Genomic DNA, 17,739 nt, shown 5'->3' with positions numbered 1-17,739 from the left:
GTATCTCTCCTCTTAAAATAATCCTGTTATTTTTCCATCCTCAGAAACATCGATCCCATTTGCAGCCGGTACTTTCGGCAATCCCGGCATCGTCATGATCGCTCCTGTCAGGGCAACGACAAAACCGGCTCCTGCACTGACATACACTTCCCGGATATGAATAGCAAAGTTTTCAGGACGTCCAAGTTTCTTTGCGTCATCCGACAAAGAATATTGATTCTTTGCCATACAGACAGGAAAATTTCCAAATCCCATGGCAGTGATTTTGTCTAACTGCCTCTTAGCTGCCGGTTCATAAATAACCTCATTTGCTCCGTAAATTTCCTTTGCTATCGTTTCGATTTTCTTTTCCAGAGACATGTCATCCGGATAGAGGGTATGAAAATCACTTTCTTTATTTTCCAATGTATCCAACACTTTTTCAGCCAGTGCAATACCGCCTTCTCCGCCTTTTTCCCACACTTCTGAAAGCGCAAACTGACATCCTCTCTGCTCACAGAATTTGCGTATATACGCATTTTCCGCCTCTGTATCTGTAATAAAAGAATTCAGTGTAACAATTACTGGAACTCCATATTTTTGTATATTTTCAATATGCTTTTCCAGATTTGAAATTCCTTTTTCCAACGCTTCCAAATTCTCTTCAGCCAGATTCTCTTTTTTTACACCCCCATTATACTTGAGCGCCCGAACAGTTGCAACTAAAACAACAGCGTCTGGATGCAGCCCAGCCATACGGCATTTGATATCCATAAATTTTTCTGCGCCCAGATCTGCGCCGAAACCAGCCTCCGTGATTGTAATATCGCTTAGCTTCATAGCCATTCTCGTTGCCCGCACACTATTGCATCCATGTGCAATATTTGCAAACGGTCCCCCATGTACAAGAGCTGGCGTATGTTCCAGCGTCTGGATGAGATTCGGTTTGATCGCATCTTTTAACAGAGCCGTCATTGCCCCGGTCGCCTGCAGATCATCCGCTGTAACAGGGACCCCGTCGAAAGTATATGCCACAATGATCCTTCCCAGACGCTCTTTTAAATCTTGCAGATCCTCTGCCAGACACAGGATTGCCATGATCTCGGAAGCAACGGTGATCACAAAATGATCTTCTCTTACCATACCGTCCATTTTATTGCCAAGCCCAACGACGATATTCCGCAATACACGATCATTCATGTCCAGACAGCGTTTCCAGACAACTTGTCTTGGGTCGATCTTCAGTGCGTTTCCCTGCTGTATATGATTGTCCAGCATTGCAGCCAACAGATTATTTGCCGATGTGATCGCATGAAAATCGCCTGTGAAATGGAGATTAAGATCTTCCATAGGTACGACCTGTGCATAACCGCCCCCTGCAGCGCCTCCTTTAATACCAAAACATGGACCAAGTGAAGGCTCCCGCAGTGCGATCAGTGCTTTCTTTCCTAACTTTGCCATCGCCTGTCCAAGTCCTACGGTGGTAGTTGTCTTTCCCTCGCCAGCGGGAGTTGGATTGATCGCAGTTACAAGTATAAGTTTTCCATCAGGGTTTTCTTTGATTTTGTCCCAGAGTTCTTCTGATAATTTAGCTTTATGTTTTCCGTAAAATTCTAGTTCATCTTCTTCGATACCAATTTGCTGTGCTACTTCTTTAATGGGCTTTAGTTCTGCCTCCTGTGCGATCTGGATATCTGTTTTCATTTGTGTCGTCCTCCTATCTTTCTTTGTGACTTATTTATATATTTTCTTCTATAAACTGTTCAAATTCTTCCTTGGACATTAAGACTTTTCTGGGTTTTGTTCCCTCTTCCGGTCCGACCACTCCAGCCTCACAAAGCTGATCCATGATACGGGCAGCTCTGTTAAACCCAATCTTAAACATCCGCTGCAGCATACCGATAGAAGCCTTTTCTTTATCTACGATCAGGCGACCGGCTTCCGTAAAATAAGCATCTCTGTCATTTTCATTATCCTGCCCTGTTCCAGGCAGTCCATCACCTGTTCCCGCGGCATTTAGGCTTACATGTTCTTCTATTTCATCACTGTAACAAGCATTTCCGTTTTGTTCGATGAGATGATCCACTACTTTTTGTACCTCTTTATCTGATACAAAAGAACCTTGCACACGTACCGGCTTCGGATATCCTACAGGATAAAAGAGCATATCTCCTTTGCCCAAAAGTTTTTCTGCACCGTTCATATCTATGATCGTTCTGGAATCCACGCCGGAAGAAACAGAGAACGCAATCCTAGACGGCATATTTGCTTTGATCAGCCCAGTGATGACGTTCACAGAAGGCCGCTGCGTCGCAAGGATCAAATGGAGTCCCGCCGCTCTTGCAAGCTGCGCCAACCGGCAGATCGCGCTTTCCACTTCCCCAGGCGCTACCATCATCAGATCCGCAAGCTCATCTACAATAATAACGATCTGCGGCATTGGTTTGGGACTCTCCTCTTCTTTCATTTGTCCTACTTTTTCATTAAAACCTTTTAAATCTCGGACATTGTACTCTGCGAAAAGCTGATACCGCTTCATCATCTCCGCAACCGCCCAGTTCAAAGCTCCCGCCGCCTTTTTGGGATCGGTCACGACAGGAATCAAAAGATGAGGGATTCCATTATACACGCTTAACTCTACAACTTTCGGATCGACCATGATCAATTTCACATCTTCCGGACTGGATTTATAAATAATGCTCATGATCAGTGTGTTGATACATACCGATTTTCCAGATCCCGTTGCTCCTGCCACAAGTAAATGCGGCATCTTCGCAATATCTGCCACAACGACTTTTCCTGCGATATCTTTTCCTACTGCAAAAGAAAGCCCCGACTTACTTGTCTTAAACTCGTCAGATTCCAAAAGATCTCTTAACATGACTGCTGTATTCTCATTGTTGGGAACCTCGATCCCAACAGCGGCCTTTCCGGGGATCGGGGCCTCAATACGCAGATCTGCTACAGCAAGATTTAATTTGATATCGTCCGCAAGCCCAACGATCTTACTTACTTTTACTCCTTGTTCCGGCTGCAGTTCATATCTTGTAACAGAAGGACCGCAACTTGCATTGGTTACGTGTACTCTGACACCGAAATTTTGAAATGTCTGCTCTAGCTTCATTGCCGTAGCGCGCAAATGCGCATCAGAATCTCCGTTTCCCTTTTTTCCTTTTTTTAATAATGACAACGGAGGAATCTCATATTTTTTTGCATGTTCTGCCTCCTGTGTCTGAATCGCACGGGCTACATTCTGTACCTGCTCTGCTGCTTCTTCCGGACTTTGTTGTATTTTCTTCTGTCTCGGCTTTTTCGGAAGTTCATCTAGTTCTTCATAAGTACCTCCGCCTGCCGTATTGTCTGACACAGCCTCTTCTGGCGCTTCCGGCTGTTCAGCACGTGTAATGACAAATGCATCCATAAATGCCGCATTATTTTTAGGCTCTTCTGCAATTTCTCCTATTTCTTCTCCTGCTGTATCTGCAGAAAGTTCTTTTAGCTCCGGTGACTTTCTCTTCTTTCTTCCTTTTCCTTTCGCAGTCTTTTCCTCTGCCATCTCTGAAGGAAGCTGCTCTGTCAAGGTAGTCGCAAAAGATACGCCGGAAACCTTTCTATCGCTGCGCTTTTCCTGCTTTGTCTCATTTCTAGCCTGCCGTTTCTCTTGGCGTAAGATCTGTGTCTGTTCATGTTTTCTTTTTGCACCTTCATACGCTTTTTTCCCGTGGCTGCCAAGTGGTGCCAGAAGAGATTTTTCCGTGATTAAGATCACACAGATGACAGCAAGAACGATCGTTACAACATATGTACCTGCCACACCGATCAGCGGACAGAGAAGATTCAGCACCGCGCCGCCTACAAGTCCGCCGGCATTTTTGTGAAGTCCTGCTTGATGATAATAGTCGAGCAAAGCTGTGCCGGCCTGATATTTATTGATAACCAGTTCTAAAAATACTGTAATAAGAATAAAAAGCAAAACTCCTGCCGTAATTTTTATGTAAGCCCGCGTATTGCCTTTGTTCAGCACGCCAAAAGCAATACCGGCAAATAAGACAAATGGCAGGACATACGCCATATATCCAAACAATCCGAACATAACGGAAGAAGCAGCCTCCCCGACCATTCCTCCAATGCCGAAATTACTGATCACCATAAGAATACAAACTGCCAGAGAGAGCAGGATCCAAATTTCTTCTTTTAAAGCTGTATTTTCCTTTGCTTTGTTTGGTCTGCGTTTTGTGCTTTTTTTTCTTTTTGTAGATTTTGCAGACATATAACTCCCCCTTTGGTAAATAAACATACTATATCAAGTATAACATTATTTAAAAACGGTGTCATTATTTATTTTTTACAATCTTCTTTCCTGCTTTGCTCCTGTCTTTCATCTATCAGTTCATGAAGCTTTGCAAAGGCCTGGCTTATTCCTCCCACTTCGTCTATCATCCCTTCTTCGACTGCTTCTTTTCCCTCCAACATCGTCCCCACATCTTTGACAAGCTGTGTAGAGTCCAACATCAATTCTAATAGTCTCTCCTGTGAAATGTGGGAATGTTCTGCAATAAATTGAGTAATACGCTCCTGAGTACGCTCCATATTGCGATAACTTTGTATTACTCCGATGAACATTCCCGTAGAGCGTACCGGATGAACGATCATCGTACCGGTCGGTACGATAAAAGAGTAATCCGCTGATACCGCAAGCGGCCCTCCGATTGAATGACTTCCCCCTAACACTAAGGATACTGTCGGTTTACTTAAAGAAGCAATCATCTCTGCGATCGCCAGTCCGGCCTCCACATCTCCCCCCAGCGTATTGAGCAGGATTAAAATGCCATCTGTCTCATCTTCTTCTGCCTGTGCCAGCCTTGGGAGAAGATGTTCATACTTCGTTGCTTTTGTATTGCCGGACACCGCCTCATGTCCCTCTATTTCTCCAATGATCGTTAATAGCTGGATTTTATGTTCACTTCTGCTCTCTGTAAATTTCAATGCGCCCATTTCTTTTATGGCTTCATTTTCTTTTTTCTCTTCTTCTCTTGTATCTTCTGTCTTTTTTGTATCCATCCGGTTATTTTTCATATACGGTTTCCTCCTGCCATTTCCTCTGATTTTTTCCTTTTGCGTTTTCTTTAGTATCTGGCTTCCGGACAGATTTTATTCTGCTATTATATAGAAAAATGGTATGGATGCAAATTGTATACATCCATACCATTTTAAATTATTCCAATGCTTGTGCTAAATCTGCAATGATATCATCAATATTCTCGATTCCCACACTAAAACGGATCAGATCCGGCTGAACACCTGCATCTCTTAATTCCTGCTCATTCATCTGACGATGTGTATGGCTCGCCGGATGGAGCACACAGCTTCTCGCGTCTGCCACATGTGTTACGATTGCGATCATCTTTAATTTATCCATCATTTGGACCGCCGCTTCTCTTCCGCCTTTTAGTCCGAAAGTAAGAACGCCGCATGTACCTTCCGGCATATATTTTTGTGCCAGATCATAATATTTGTCACCTGAAAGAGATGGATAGGAAACCCAAGCCACTTTTTCATGTGCCTGAAGATATTTTGCCGCTTTCAGCGCATTTTCACAGTGACGTGGTACTCTCAAATGCAGTGTCTCCAGTCCGATATTTAAAAGGAATGCATTCTGCGGTGCCTGGATAGACCCCAGATCCCGCATCAACTGAGCTGTCGCTTTCGTAATATATGCTCCTTTGCCAAATTTCTGTGTATAGACAATCCCATGATATGTCTCATCCGGCGTAGTAAGTCCCGGAAACTTATCTTTATGTGCCTCCCAGTCAAAATTCCCGCTATCTACGATAGCTCCGCCCACGCAGGAAGCATGCCCGTCCATATATTTCGTCGTAGAATGTGTCACAATATCTGCGCCCCATTCAATTGGACGGCAGTTAATAGGCGTTGCAAATGTATTATCTACAATAAAGGGAACTCCATGACTATGAGCTGCCTTTGCAAATTTCTCTATATCCAAAACGACCAGAGCAGGATTAGCAATCGTTTCACCAAATACAGCTTTTGTATTTTCCTGAAAAGCAGCATTTAATTCTTCCTCTGTGCAGTCAGGATCCACAAAAGTTGCTTCTACCCCCATTTTACGGATCGTATGGGCATAAAGATTATATGTGCCTCCATAAAGAGCAGACGCACAGACAATATGGTCTCCGGCTTCCACTATATTCATGATCGCATAGAAATTTGCAGCCTGTCCTGAAGAAGTCAGCATCGCTGCCGCTCCGCCTTCTAAGTCGCAGATTTTGGCAGCAACTGCATCATTTGTAGGATTTTGAAGTCTTGTATAGAAATATCCGGCTTCTTCCAGATCAAAAAGTCGTCCCATCTGTTCACTGCTTGTATAACGAAAAGTCGTACTCTGATAGATCGGAAGAACTCTGGGTTCTCCGTTTCCAGGTTCATAACCAGATTGTATACATTTTGTTTCTATTTTATATTTGCTCATTTGTTCTCCTTATACACTACACATTTTCTTAAGAATACAGATATTTTGTTTCTAGTGTTCTGACCATATCAGTATAAAGTTCTTTGCATTCCTCTTTTTTATCACATTCGATCAAGTGAATGCATGGGTTTATATAATTTTTCCAAATATTGCTGTAAATCTCTTTTGCCGTTTGCTCTTTATCAATCCTTTTTACAATGGTCGGGGCGATATCATAATATTCATTTACCAGCGTTTTTCCCTCTGGAGTACCGAGCAGATAGGTATCTCTGTATTCTCTAAGCGTTGTCAATTCATAACAATCATCAGCCTTGCCCAGGCTTTGGCATACGGCTGTTGTAATATAACAAAAAATCCCTTTTTTAAATCCGCCCTGTATACCTGCAACAGTAGAATGCCCGATTTTAAACTCCGGCATTTTTTCATTCCAGATCTCTACCATTTTCTGTGTCATCTCTTTTGCCCTTAAAGAAGGCGCTTCGCCCATCAGAGGAACAAAATAGGAAACCATATTCATATTGTAATCCAGAGCAGCTATTTCTCTTTTTCTTTTGCTTGTAATAGCAGCAAGTTCTCCGGCCACGTATTCTGGCACAAAGGATGCCGCCTCTGCTAGTTCCTCATCTGTACCTTCACACGCCGCAGCTGCAGCTCTAAGGACATGGGCATATGTATCCTTTAGTTCATTGATATCTGACTCATATGTTTTTTTCTGGAATTTATAATCAAATGTCTTTTTATATAATTCGATCATATCTTCTCTGAGAGTATCCTGAATCATACTTCCTCCTTCTATTCACTCCAGTTGTGGTATACATCCTGGACATCGTCATCTTCTTCTAACAGATCCAATGTTTTCTGGATATTTTTTATATCCTCCTCGCTTGTAAGTTCTACATAAGTCTGCGGGATCATTGTCACTTCCGCGTCTGCCATTATGACCCCAGCTTCTTCTAACTTCAAACGAACCTCGCTAAAGTCTTCTGGCGCCGTCAAGATTTCAAAGCTTTCATCTTCCTCTGCAAAATCTTCTGCGCCCGCATCTAAAGCCAACATCATCAATTCGTCAGCATCCATTTCACAATCTTCTTTTGCCACAAAAATCTGCCCTTTTTCATCAAACATAAAGGAGACGCATCCCGGCGTACCAACATTTCCATTTCCTTTTGTAAATGCATTTCTTACATTAGATGCTGTCCGGTTTTTATTATCTGTCAGCGTTTTTACAATGATCGCTGTTCCACTGGGACCGTACCCTTCATATGTAATATGTTCATAATTGTCTGCCGAACCCTCTCCGGCTGCTTTTTTTATATTTCGTTCAATCGTATCATTTGGCATATTGTTTGACTTCGCCTTCGCGATCACATCGCGCAGGCGGCTGTTATTTGCCGGATCTGGGCCTCCGCCTTCTTTTACCGCAACCGCAAGTTCCCTTCCGATTTTTGTAAAGATTTTTCCTTTTGCAGCATCATTTTTTTCCTTCTTATGTTTAATATTTGCAAATTTAGAATGTCCTGACATCTCTTTTCTTAATCTCCTCTTCTATCTTCGTATATTGCTGCCGGACCTGTCATATCCGGTACTGTATGCAAACTGCAGAAAGCAGCAGCAAAACCTTACTCACGCCTTACAATTTTAGCACTCTTTTCTCTTTCTGTAAAGCACTCTATGTAGGAAGCTCCAGACTGACTCTGATCGCTTCCTCTACCTTTTTCATCTTCCCACTATCAATATGGCAGACAAATTCTTTCAATCGTTGTTTATCGATCGTACGTATCTGCTCTAATAAAATGACAGAATTTTTTACGATCTGATAGTCCTTTGTACTAAGTTCAATGTGCGTAGGAAGTTTTGCTTTATTCATTTTTGACGTGATTGCCGCACATATAACCGTCGGGCTATGACGATTCCCTACGTTATTCTGTATAATAAGTACCGGACGTATTCCTCCCTGCTCTGAACCGACTACAGGGCTTAAGTCCGCATAATAGATATCGCCTCTTCTGATGATCAATTTTTTCACACTCCGATTTTTTACTTTCTCATTTAAAGCCTTACCATTTTTCTCGGAGGTATTCAAAAAAGGATCGCATTTCTAAAAAGAATCTATCTGCCGCACTACTTTGCCGTCTGCCCAGTAATTTCTTGGAATTCTTTTACCCAGACAGCAGATAAATTCATAAGGAAACCTGCCGCTTAACTCACTTAATTCTTCTACCGTGATCTCCTCTGTGCCGTCTTTGCCAACCAGAACGACTGGATCCATAAAGCCAGCTCCTTCTATATCTGTCACATCTGCCATGAGTTGATCCATACAGATCCTGCCAAGAATCTTCGCTCTTTTGCCGCGTATCAATACTTCTCCTTTATTTGAAAGAGAACGGGGATATCCATCTCCATATCCCACCGGGATGGTTGCAACTTTCATTTTTTTGGGAGAAATAAAAGTACCGCCATAACTGATCGAAGTACCTGCCTCTATTTCTTTTACATAAATAATATGGCTTGTAAGCGCAAGAGCCGGTTTTAGTTTCACAGCGTCCTTTTTTACTTCCTGTGAAGGATACAGGCCATACATGGCGATCCCCGCCCGTGCCAGATCATGACGCATAGCAGGCAGATCTATGATCCCTGCGCTGTTGTCGCAGTCATAGTAACGTATGTGGATATGATTTTCTTCCATTTTCCTCTTCATCCACTGAAACTTCTCATGCTGTTCTAATGTATACGTCTTATCTGTTTCATCTGCTTTCGCAAAATGTGTAAACATTCCTTCCATGCACACATGTTCAAATTTACTAATACGTCGGAGACAGTCTACACTTTCTGTGCAGACCGGAAAGCCTATCCGTCCCATTCCTGTGTCAATTTTGATGTGGAAATACGCCGTCTTTCCCATCTGTTTTGCCGTCTCCGCCATCAGCACCGCGCTTTCTTCCGTATAGACAGCAGTGCGTATTTCATATTGTATCATTTCCTCATATTGCTCCGGGAAAATACAGCCCAGAACAAGCACTGGCTTTTTCATCCCCGCCTTTTTCAGAAGCACAGCTTCTTCTAATGAAGCTGTCGCATACCCCCATACATACTCTGTCTCTTCAAACATTTCCGCGATCGGAACAGCTCCATGTCCATAGCCATCTGTTTTCAATACAGCCACAAGGCGTCCTTCTTTTCCAATCCTATTTTTTAGCTGTTCCATATTATAAGCGATCGCATCCAAGTTAATTTCTGCGCACACTCTGCTGTATGATTTCATAATACTTCCCTCTCCTTTGTATTATACAGGCATGTTTGTATGCCCCAGATCAAATCTTCCGCAAGTACACTGTACTCGCCTTTTTCCTTTCTTGCCTCATCGCCTGCGCAGGCATGCAGATAAACCCCCAGGACACATCCCTCATAAGGGGACATCTTCTGGGCAATAAGCCCTGTGATCGTCCCGGCAAGCACATCTCCCGCACCTGCCTTCGCCATTGCGCTGTTTCCCGCAGTATTTACAAAGATCTGACGCTCTCTTGCTGACACGATCGTCCTGCTGTCTTTTAAAGCACACACAACATCGTATTTTGCTGTAAAATCTAATAGCCTTTCCCTTCGTTTTTCTTTCATTTCTTCCATACTGCATCCCAATAATCTCGTCATTTCTTTCATATGCGGCGTTAAGATCAAAGGTGCTTTCACATCTTCTAGTATGTCCATATGCCTGCTTGCCAGGTTTAAGCCATCCGCGTCCAAAACTACAGGAACTTTTGCTCGTTTCAATGTTTCTGCCAGTATTTTTTCTGCTGTTTCCGACATACCTAACCCGCATCCGATACACACTACGTCCGCCCACTCAAGAAGACTTGCAAGCTGTACTTCCTCATACTCTGTATACACAGAAATAATTGCTTCCGGAAGAAGCTGCTGTAAGATCGTTCGATTCTCTTTAACCGTATAGATCTGTACAAGTCCAGCACCGGCTGTATAAGCCGCTTTCGCAGACAGATAAGCCGCACCGGCCATACCGCAGCTTCCTGTGATCATCAGCACCTTTCCATAAGTCCCCTTATGAGAATCTGCCTTTCTTTTGGGAAGATATCGTCCTATATCTTTCTGCTCATACGTATAGCAAACACCTAATTCTTCTTTAAAGATTGCCAGATCGATCCCTATTTCTACAGGGAGCACTTTTCCGGAATATTCTTTTCCTGGGTATAATACGCAGCCTAACTTTTCACAGGCAAAGGCAACTGTCAAGTCTGCTTTAAATGCATTTCCCATCACACATCCCTTCTCTGCATGAATACCGGAAGGAATATCAACAGCAACCTTCTTAGCTGATATCTGATTCATCTGCGCTATTATATCCACATAGTGTCCTTGTATATCCCTGTTTAATCCCACACCGAAAAGTGCGTCTATTACAACAGTATATTCTTTGGACGGAATCTCTGTGCATGACATAAGCCCTAACCTTTCCAGAACTTCCTTCTGTGTACGGCATTCCATGCTTAAAGACTGTTCACGTCCCGCAAATACAACCGTCGGAAGATACCCTTTCTCTTTCATAAGGCGTGCTATGGCAAAGCCATCGCCACCGTTATTTCCACTTCCACAGACGATCAGCGCCTTATCCAGCCTGATCTGTTCTGTCTCCATGACTTCTACTGTCTTTAGAGCCGCTCGTTCCATCAATACCATAGAAGAGATCCCTATTTTTTCTATCGTATGTTTGTCTGCTTTCTGCATCCATACTCCGTCTGGAAGATATCGCATATAACTCCCCCGCCTTTCCTAAAAAATAAAAATCAGCAGAATCATTTCTTGTCTTTCACATCTTAAAATGAAAGAACGTGTAAAAAGGAAAACCTGATTACACGTTTCTGCCTGCATATTCCTGTAAATGTATACACTGCTGCATACTATACACAGCGTCACTAGTTTTTATGTTCTTCATTATAACGGCTGATATTATAAGAAAGCTTCATCAGACTGTCCGAAAGGTGTACATTTTCGACAATTATATCCTCCGGAAGATTCAAATCCGTGTGTGCAAAATTCCATATTGCCTTTATTCCATTCTCGATTACAAGTTCTGCCACTTCGATTGCTTTAGATTTAGGCAATGTGAGGATTGCGATCTCAATATCGTTTTTTTGAAGAAATTCTTCCAGATCATCCATCATACGGATCGGGATCCCACGGATAGAAACCCCTTCCAGGCGCGGGTTTACATCGAACAATCCTTTTAAAATGAAACCGCTTTTCTCAAAAGAAGCATAATTTGCCAGTGCCTGCCCTAAATTTCCCGCTCCTATGATAATAATAGGATGTTCTCTGTTCATCCCTAATATTTTTCCGATCTCTGTATATAGATATTTCACATTATATCCATATCCTTGTTGTCCAAATCCACCAAAATTGTTCAAATCTTGTCTTATCTGCGATGCCGTTACACGCATCTTCTTGCTCAGATCACTGGAAGAGATTCTTTCCACTCCTGCCTCCAGCAATTCTCCTAAATATCTGTAATATCTTGGCAGCCTTCCTATTACTGCACGTGATATTTCTCTTTGTTCCACAGTCATCGCCCTCCAAACTTAAATCTACGCTTTATTATATAAAATTGTTAATATGATGTCAAATTATAGTTGTATTTTCTTCGGTTTTCGTTATAATTGATTACATATGCAGCGTCAGACAACGCAACGGATACATAAATATACACCTATACTTTCAGGAGGAGTTTCATGATACTCGCATGTCATAATATTCATAAATCTTTTGGAGAACATCTGATCGTAAAAGAGGGCTCTTTTCATATTGAAGAACGGGAAAAAGCGGCGTTCGTCGGTATCAACGGAGCCGGCAAGTCTACTATTTTCAAAATGATCATGGGAGAGGAACCGGCTGATAGCGGGGAGGTAGTCCTTGCCAAAGGAAAAACGATCGGTTATCTCGCGCAGCATCAGACGCTTTCTTCCGGAAACACGATTTATGAAGAAGTCAAAACAGCCAAAGCGCATCTGATCCAAATGGAACACCAGATCCGTTCTATCGAATTAGAACTTAAAACACTGTCCGGAGATGCTTTAAATGCCAGGCTGGAAACTTATAACCGGCTTGTCTCCACATTCGAGTCCATGAACGGATACGCCTATGAAAGTGAGATTGCGGGAGTTCTCAAAGGGCTTGGTTTTCAGGAAGCAGATTTTTCTAAACAGACCGATACCCTGTCCGGAGGACAAAAAACCCGTGTTGCGTTGGGAAAACTGCTTCTTACCCAGCCGGACATTCTTTTGCTGGATGAGCCCACCAATCACCTGGATCTAAATTCGATCTCCTGGCTAGAGACATATCTTTTAAACTATACCGGCGCTGTTTTTATCATCTCGCATGACCGGTATTTTTTGAACCGCGTCGTAACAAAAGTCGTAGAGATCGAACAGGGAACGATCCGGACGTATGTCGGAAATTATAAGGCTTACGCAGAGAAGAAACAGCAGATCCGGGATGCACAATTAAAAGAATACCTGAATCAGCAAAGAGAGATCAAACATCAACAGGCTGTCATAGAAAAGCTTCGTTCTTTTAATCGTGAAAAATCCATCAAGCGCGCAGAAAGCCGTGAGAAACTGCTGGAAAAGATCACACCAGCAGAAAAGCCTGTCCAGACAGCCACACAGATGCATCTTACATTAGAGCCGTCCTGTATCAGCGGCAACGACGTACTCTCCGTTGCACAATTATCGAAGAGCTTTGATTCACAGACACTGTTTCATAAAGTCGATCTCGAAATAAAGCGCGGGGAACATGTTGCCGTGATTGGAGATAACGGTACCGGCAAGACGACTTTATTAAAAATACTTAACCAGGTCATTCCTGCCGACGAAGGTTCTTTTACTCTCGGTTCCAAAGTAAAAATCGGTTATTATGATCAGGAACATCATGTACTGCATGATGAGAAAACCATATTTGATGAAATATCCGATGCCTATCCAGCGCTTACAAACACACAGATACGAAATACACTGGCTGCTTTTCAGTTTACAGGCGATGAAGTTTTCCACCTCATTGGAAATCTATCCGGAGGCGAAAAAGGCCGTGTTTCATTGGCAAAACTTATGCTGTCAGAAGCAAATTTCCTGATTCTTGACGAACCGACCAATCACTTAGATATTACCTCTAAAGAAATATTAGAGCATGCACTCAACGACTATACCGGCACCGTACTCTATGTATCTCATGACCGCTATTTTATCAATCAGACAGCGACCCGCATTTTGGAATTGGTCAATCAGACTTTTGTGAATTATATAGGAAATTATGATTATTATTTAGAAAAAAAAGAAGAACTCACTGCTGCTTATGCTCCGACTTCTAACGCTGCGGGCGGAGAAGATTCGCAAAGCACAGCCTCTGATGCAAAACTAAACTGGCAAGAGCAAAAAGAATTGCAGGCAAAAGAACGAAAAAGGAAAAATGATCTGAAGAAAACAGAAGAACAGATCACATGTCTGGAACAACGGAACCAAATAATCGATCAGCTCATGACGCAGGAAGATGTCTATTCCAATTCCATCCGCTGTCAGGAACTCGCTGAAGAAAAGCATAAAAATGACTGTACATTAGAAGAACTATATGAACAGTGGGAAACTCTTGCAGAAGGCGGATCCCTCAATTAGATTTGAAAAAAGACGACTTCACGCTATTGTACATCTCCAATTGGAAGAAAATAAATCTCTTTATTTGGAAGTGCGCAGCAGTGTGAAGTCGATTTTTTTAACAGAAATATGAATTTAAGCGGCAAAAGTGTATGCATGAAATATGTGTTTTATGTGAGCAAAAAATTTCGGCAACTTTATAATCTTTCAGCGATTGCTTTTATGAATTCTTCGCTGTTTAGCACATTTGGATTTTCAATCGTTGTGATCAAGGCTAGATCTTTTGTCATGGAGCCGGATTCGATCGTGTCAATAGTTGCCTTCTCCAGTCTGTCGGCAAATTCCATAAGTTCTTTATTGCCATCCAATTCGCCGCGTTTTCTTAAAGCTCCGCTCCAAGCAAAAATGGTTGCCACAGAGTTAGTGGAAGTCTCCTCTCCTTTTAGATGTTTATAATAATGGCGCTGTACAGTTCCATGGGCAGCCTCGTATTCATAATATCCTTCCGGAGATACAAGGACCGACGTCATCATGGCGAGTGAGCCAAATGCAGAAGATACCATATCACTCATTACATCTCCGTCATAATTTTTACATGCCCATATGTATCCGCCTTCTGACTTCATGACTCTTGCCACTGCGTCATCGATCAAAGTATAGAAGTACACAATCCCTGCTTTTTTAAATTTTTCATCATACTCTGCGTCATAAATCTCCTGGAAAATATCTTTGAATGTATGGTCATATTTCTTAGAAATCGTATCTTTTGTTGCAAACCAAAGATCCTGTTTTGTATCCAAAGCATAATTAAAGCAGCTTCTTGCAAAACTTGCGATTGATTTACTGATGTTATGCATCCCCTGTATGATCCCAGGTCCGTCAAATTCATGGATCAGTTCTTTTTGCTGTGTGCCGTCTTCTGCCGTATATACCAATTCTGCCTTTCCAGCTCCTGGGATCTTCATTTCTGTTCCTTTATATACATCTCCATAAGCATGTCTGGCAATCGTGATCGGTTTCTTCCAATTCTTTACACATGGTTCAATCCCTTTCACCACGATCGGTGCACGGAAAACAGTTCCATCCAGAATCGCACGGATTGTTCCATTTGGACTTTTCCACATTTCCTTTAGATCATACTCATCCATCCTTGCCGCATTCGGGGTAATAGTTGCACATTTAACAGCAACCTTATATTTTTTTGTTGCATTTGCTGAATCTATCGTAACCTGATCATTTGTCTCATTTCTGTGCTGTAATCCTAGATCATAATATTCTGTTTTTAAATCTATATAAGGTTCAAGCAAATTGTCTTTGATCATTTTCCAGAGGATCCTGGTCATTTCATCCCCATCCATTTCTACTAACGGTGTCGTCATTTTGATTTTTTCCATTTTTTCTCCTCCTAAATATCTTCATATCCTTGTTTTTTCAGATTCTGCATCACATGCAGGATATGTTCATTAGCCAGCTGTTCTGCCATATTTGCATCTTTATCACGTATAGCCCGCAAGATCTGCTTATGTTCTCGTATAGATTTTCTTGCTCTTTCTTCTGAAACAACGGAAAATTTTCTCGCAGGCTGCACGTATTTATGAAAATCCATAAGAACATGACTCAATATCCTACTGTTTGAAGCCTCATATAAAATCGTATGGAATCGTCCGTCTAACAGCGTGATCTGTTCTACATTATATGTTCCCTCCCGTTTCATATGGAATTCAGACAGCAGAATTGTTTCATCCAGCGCCTCCATCTGTTCTTCTGTAATATTTTCAGTTGCCCATCTGGCACAAAGTCCCTCAAGCATGGAACGTATCATGTAAATATCCTTTACGTCTTTTGAAGAAATCCCTGTCACATATGCCCCCTTATTGGGAATAATCGTCACAAGTCCTTCCAGTTCCAATTGTCTGAGTGCCTCCCGTACAGGGGTACGGCTTACGCCTAATTCTTTTCCGATCGTATTCTCCCGCAGTTCCTCATGTTCTTTATACTTCCCTTTCAGAATATCCTCACGGATTTTCTGAAAGACTCTTCCGCCAAGAGAATACTCCTGATATTCCTCCATTTCGAAAGCCTCCTGCTTACAGTGTTATATGCAATTCTTCGCATATAGTATTTATTTTCTCAATTAATTCTTCATCTGTCAAGACCGTGACTCTTCCTTCTTCATATTCTTTGTCTACCCAGTCTTTTACCTTGCATACTAATTGGGAATTCTTATCTACCTGTCGTTCTTTCGGCAATTTATAAAAAGCGTTTATCCAGTAAGCAATTCCCGCAGCCCCCGATGTATTCGATACAGATACGAGCGCCGGGCGGTCTAAGAATTTTTCTGTATCAAAGATATTGTATATTTCCTCATTTTTCAGCATGCCGTCCGCATGAATCCCCGCCTTTGTCACATTGAAGTTTTTTCCTACAAACGGCGTCCTGGATGGAATATGGTATCCAATCTCTTTTTCATAGTATTCCGCAAGTTCTGTGATTACTCTGGTATCCATTCCATCCAGCGTTCCTTTCAACTGCGCATATTCAAAGACCATGGCCTCCAAAGGAGTATTACCTGTCCGTTCCCCAATACCAAATAGAGAACAATTTACGCCGGATGCGCCATACAGCCATGCAGTTGTTGAATTATTGACAGCCTTATAAAAATCATTATGTCCGTGAAATTCGATCAGTGAGCTTGGAACCCCTGCATGTGTCATCAGTCCGTAAATGATACCCGGAATAGAACGTGGAATCACTGCTCCTGGAAAATTCACCCCATATCCCATTGTATCACAGACACGTACTTTTATTGGTATTTTATATTCTTCCATTAATTTCATCAGTTCTACACAAAACGGAATCACAAATCCATAAATATCTGAACGAGTGATGTCTTCTAAATGACATCTTGGACGTACGCCTATCTCCAGACAGTCTCTGATAACCGACAGATAATGCTCCATTGCTTCACGTCGTGTCATTTTCAGCTTGTAAAATATATGATAGTCAGAACAACTCACCAGTACACCTGTTTCTTTTAAACCGATTTCTTTGACAAGCTGAAAGTCCTTTTTGCTGGCGCGTATCCAACTTGTAACTTCCGGAAATTCGTAACCCCTTTCCATACATTTGTATACAGCGTCTCTGTCTTTTTTGCTGTAAAGAAAAAATTCACTTTGACGGATTTTTCCTTTTGGACCTCCAAGACGATGCAGATAATCAAATATCGTGACAATCTGCTCCGTCGTATATGGAGCACGGGATTGCTGCCCATCACGGAAGGTCGTATCTGTGATCCATATCTCATCTGGCATATGATGGGGCACGATACGATCATTGAATGCAATCTTTGGAATCTCATCATATCGGAATAAATTCCGAAACACATTTGGTGTTTCTACATCTACCAGAGGATACATATATTCCTCCAGCTCTAAAAGATTTGTATGTTGATTCATAAATACCTTTCTGTCTTCCACTTTTTACCTCCTGCACACAGAGCATATCCGCCCCTTTTATCTTGTATAATTGTATACAATTATACATTTTTTGTCAACTACAATATAACTCCCTTTTATATCCTCTTTCTGACCAACTCCAGTATATTGTACAGACACTTTT

14 protein-coding genes are annotated in these 17,739 nt (G+C 42.1%); 1 reads left to right on the top strand and 13 read right to left on the bottom strand.

Annotation, left to right across the window (positions count from 1 at the left end; translation table 11 throughout):
- Window positions 1–12 precede the first annotated feature (12 nt).
- From WKT01_RS00440 to WKT01_RS00395, 10 genes are all read right to left on the bottom strand, one after another.
- Complete coding sequence (locus WKT01_RS00440; protein WP_059069426.1) at window positions 13–1,683, bottom strand: formate--tetrahydrofolate ligase; 1,671 nt, start codon at window positions 1,681–1,683, stop codon at window positions 13–15.
- A 34-nt stretch (window positions 1,684–1,717) separates the two neighbouring features.
- Window positions 1,718–4,249 (bottom strand): FtsK/SpoIIIE family DNA translocase, encoded by a 2,532-nt coding sequence (locus WKT01_RS00435; protein WP_117974248.1) that lies wholly within the window; start codon window positions 4,247–4,249, stop codon window positions 1,718–1,720.
- Between the two features lie 68 nt (window positions 4,250–4,317).
- Window positions 4,318–5,040, bottom strand: a complete 723-nt coding sequence (locus tag WKT01_RS00430) for a ClpP family protease (RefSeq protein WP_059070443.1) — start codon at window positions 5,038–5,040, stop codon at window positions 4,318–4,320.
- Between the two features lie 154 nt (window positions 5,041–5,194).
- Window positions 5,195–6,469: an O-acetylhomoserine aminocarboxypropyltransferase/cysteine synthase family protein gene (locus tag WKT01_RS00425; RefSeq protein ID WP_059069422.1), complete on the bottom strand. Its 1,275-nt coding sequence runs from the start codon at window positions 6,467–6,469 to the stop codon at window positions 5,195–5,197.
- A gap of 28 nt (window positions 6,470–6,497) precedes the next feature.
- The gene (locus WKT01_RS00420; RefSeq protein ID WP_117974250.1) at window positions 6,498–7,250 is read right to left on the bottom strand and encodes a CFI-box-CTERM domain-containing protein; all 753 of its coding nucleotides are present in this window, start codon (window positions 7,248–7,250) and stop codon (window positions 6,498–6,500) included.
- A gap of 11 nt (window positions 7,251–7,261) precedes the next feature.
- Window positions 7,262–7,993: a YebC/PmpR family DNA-binding transcriptional regulator gene (locus WKT01_RS00415; protein WP_117974253.1), complete on the bottom strand. Its 732-nt coding sequence runs from the start codon at window positions 7,991–7,993 to the stop codon at window positions 7,262–7,264.
- 145 nt (window positions 7,994–8,138) lie between these two features.
- Window positions 8,139–8,486: a type II toxin-antitoxin system PemK/MazF family toxin gene (locus tag WKT01_RS00410; RefSeq protein WP_059070441.1), complete on the bottom strand. Its 348-nt coding sequence runs from the start codon at window positions 8,484–8,486 to the stop codon at window positions 8,139–8,141.
- 81 nt (window positions 8,487–8,567) lie between these two features.
- A complete protein-coding gene (gene alr / locus WKT01_RS00405; RefSeq protein ID WP_117974256.1) occupies window positions 8,568–9,731 on the bottom strand; it encodes an alanine racemase in 1,164 nt (387 codons plus the stop codon).
- Window positions 9,728–11,233: an NAD(P)H-hydrate dehydratase gene (locus WKT01_RS00400; RefSeq protein WP_117974259.1), complete on the bottom strand. Its 1,506-nt coding sequence runs from the start codon at window positions 11,231–11,233 to the stop codon at window positions 9,728–9,730. Before WKT01_RS00400 ends, alr begins: the two co-directional genes overlap by 4 nt.
- A gap of 161 nt (window positions 11,234–11,394) precedes the next feature.
- A complete protein-coding gene (locus WKT01_RS00395) occupies window positions 11,395–12,039 on the bottom strand; it encodes a redox-sensing transcriptional repressor Rex (protein ID WP_059070439.1) in 645 nt (214 codons plus the stop codon).
- 168 nt (window positions 12,040–12,207) lie between these two features.
- Here WKT01_RS00395 and WKT01_RS00390 point away from each other — a divergent pair, with 168 nt between their 5' ends.
- Complete coding sequence (locus WKT01_RS00390) at window positions 12,208–14,142, top strand: ABC-F family ATP-binding cassette domain-containing protein (RefSeq protein ID WP_340311297.1); 1,935 nt, start codon at window positions 12,208–12,210, stop codon at window positions 14,140–14,142.
- 176 nt (window positions 14,143–14,318) lie between these two features.
- On the opposite strand, the gene WKT01_RS00385 is transcribed toward WKT01_RS00390, so the two are convergent.
- From WKT01_RS00385 to WKT01_RS00375, 3 genes are read right to left on the bottom strand one after another with little or no spacing between them, the layout of a single operon-like run.
- The gene (locus WKT01_RS00385) at window positions 14,319–15,515 is read right to left on the bottom strand and encodes an NADP-dependent isocitrate dehydrogenase (RefSeq protein ID WP_059069408.1); all 1,197 of its coding nucleotides are present in this window, start codon (window positions 15,513–15,515) and stop codon (window positions 14,319–14,321) included.
- Between the two features lie 11 nt (window positions 15,516–15,526).
- Window positions 15,527–16,192, bottom strand: coding sequence for a GntR family transcriptional regulator (locus WKT01_RS00380; protein ID WP_059069406.1), 666 nt, complete (start codon window positions 16,190–16,192; stop codon window positions 15,527–15,529).
- Between the two features lie 16 nt (window positions 16,193–16,208).
- Window positions 16,209–17,597 (bottom strand): 2-isopropylmalate synthase, encoded by a 1,389-nt coding sequence (locus WKT01_RS00375; protein WP_340311296.1) that lies wholly within the window; start codon window positions 17,595–17,597, stop codon window positions 16,209–16,211.
- Window positions 17,598–17,739: the final 142 nt, after the last annotated feature.

Origin of the sequence: Mediterraneibacter sp. ICN-202921 (genome assembly GCF_037890075.1) — a bacterium.
GTDB classification, from domain to species: domain Bacteria; phylum Bacillota; class Clostridia; order Lachnospirales; family Lachnospiraceae; genus Mediterraneibacter; species Mediterraneibacter massiliensis.
Note: the sequence above shows the minus strand (reverse complement) of the source record. Positions and strands in the feature narration are given on the sequence as shown.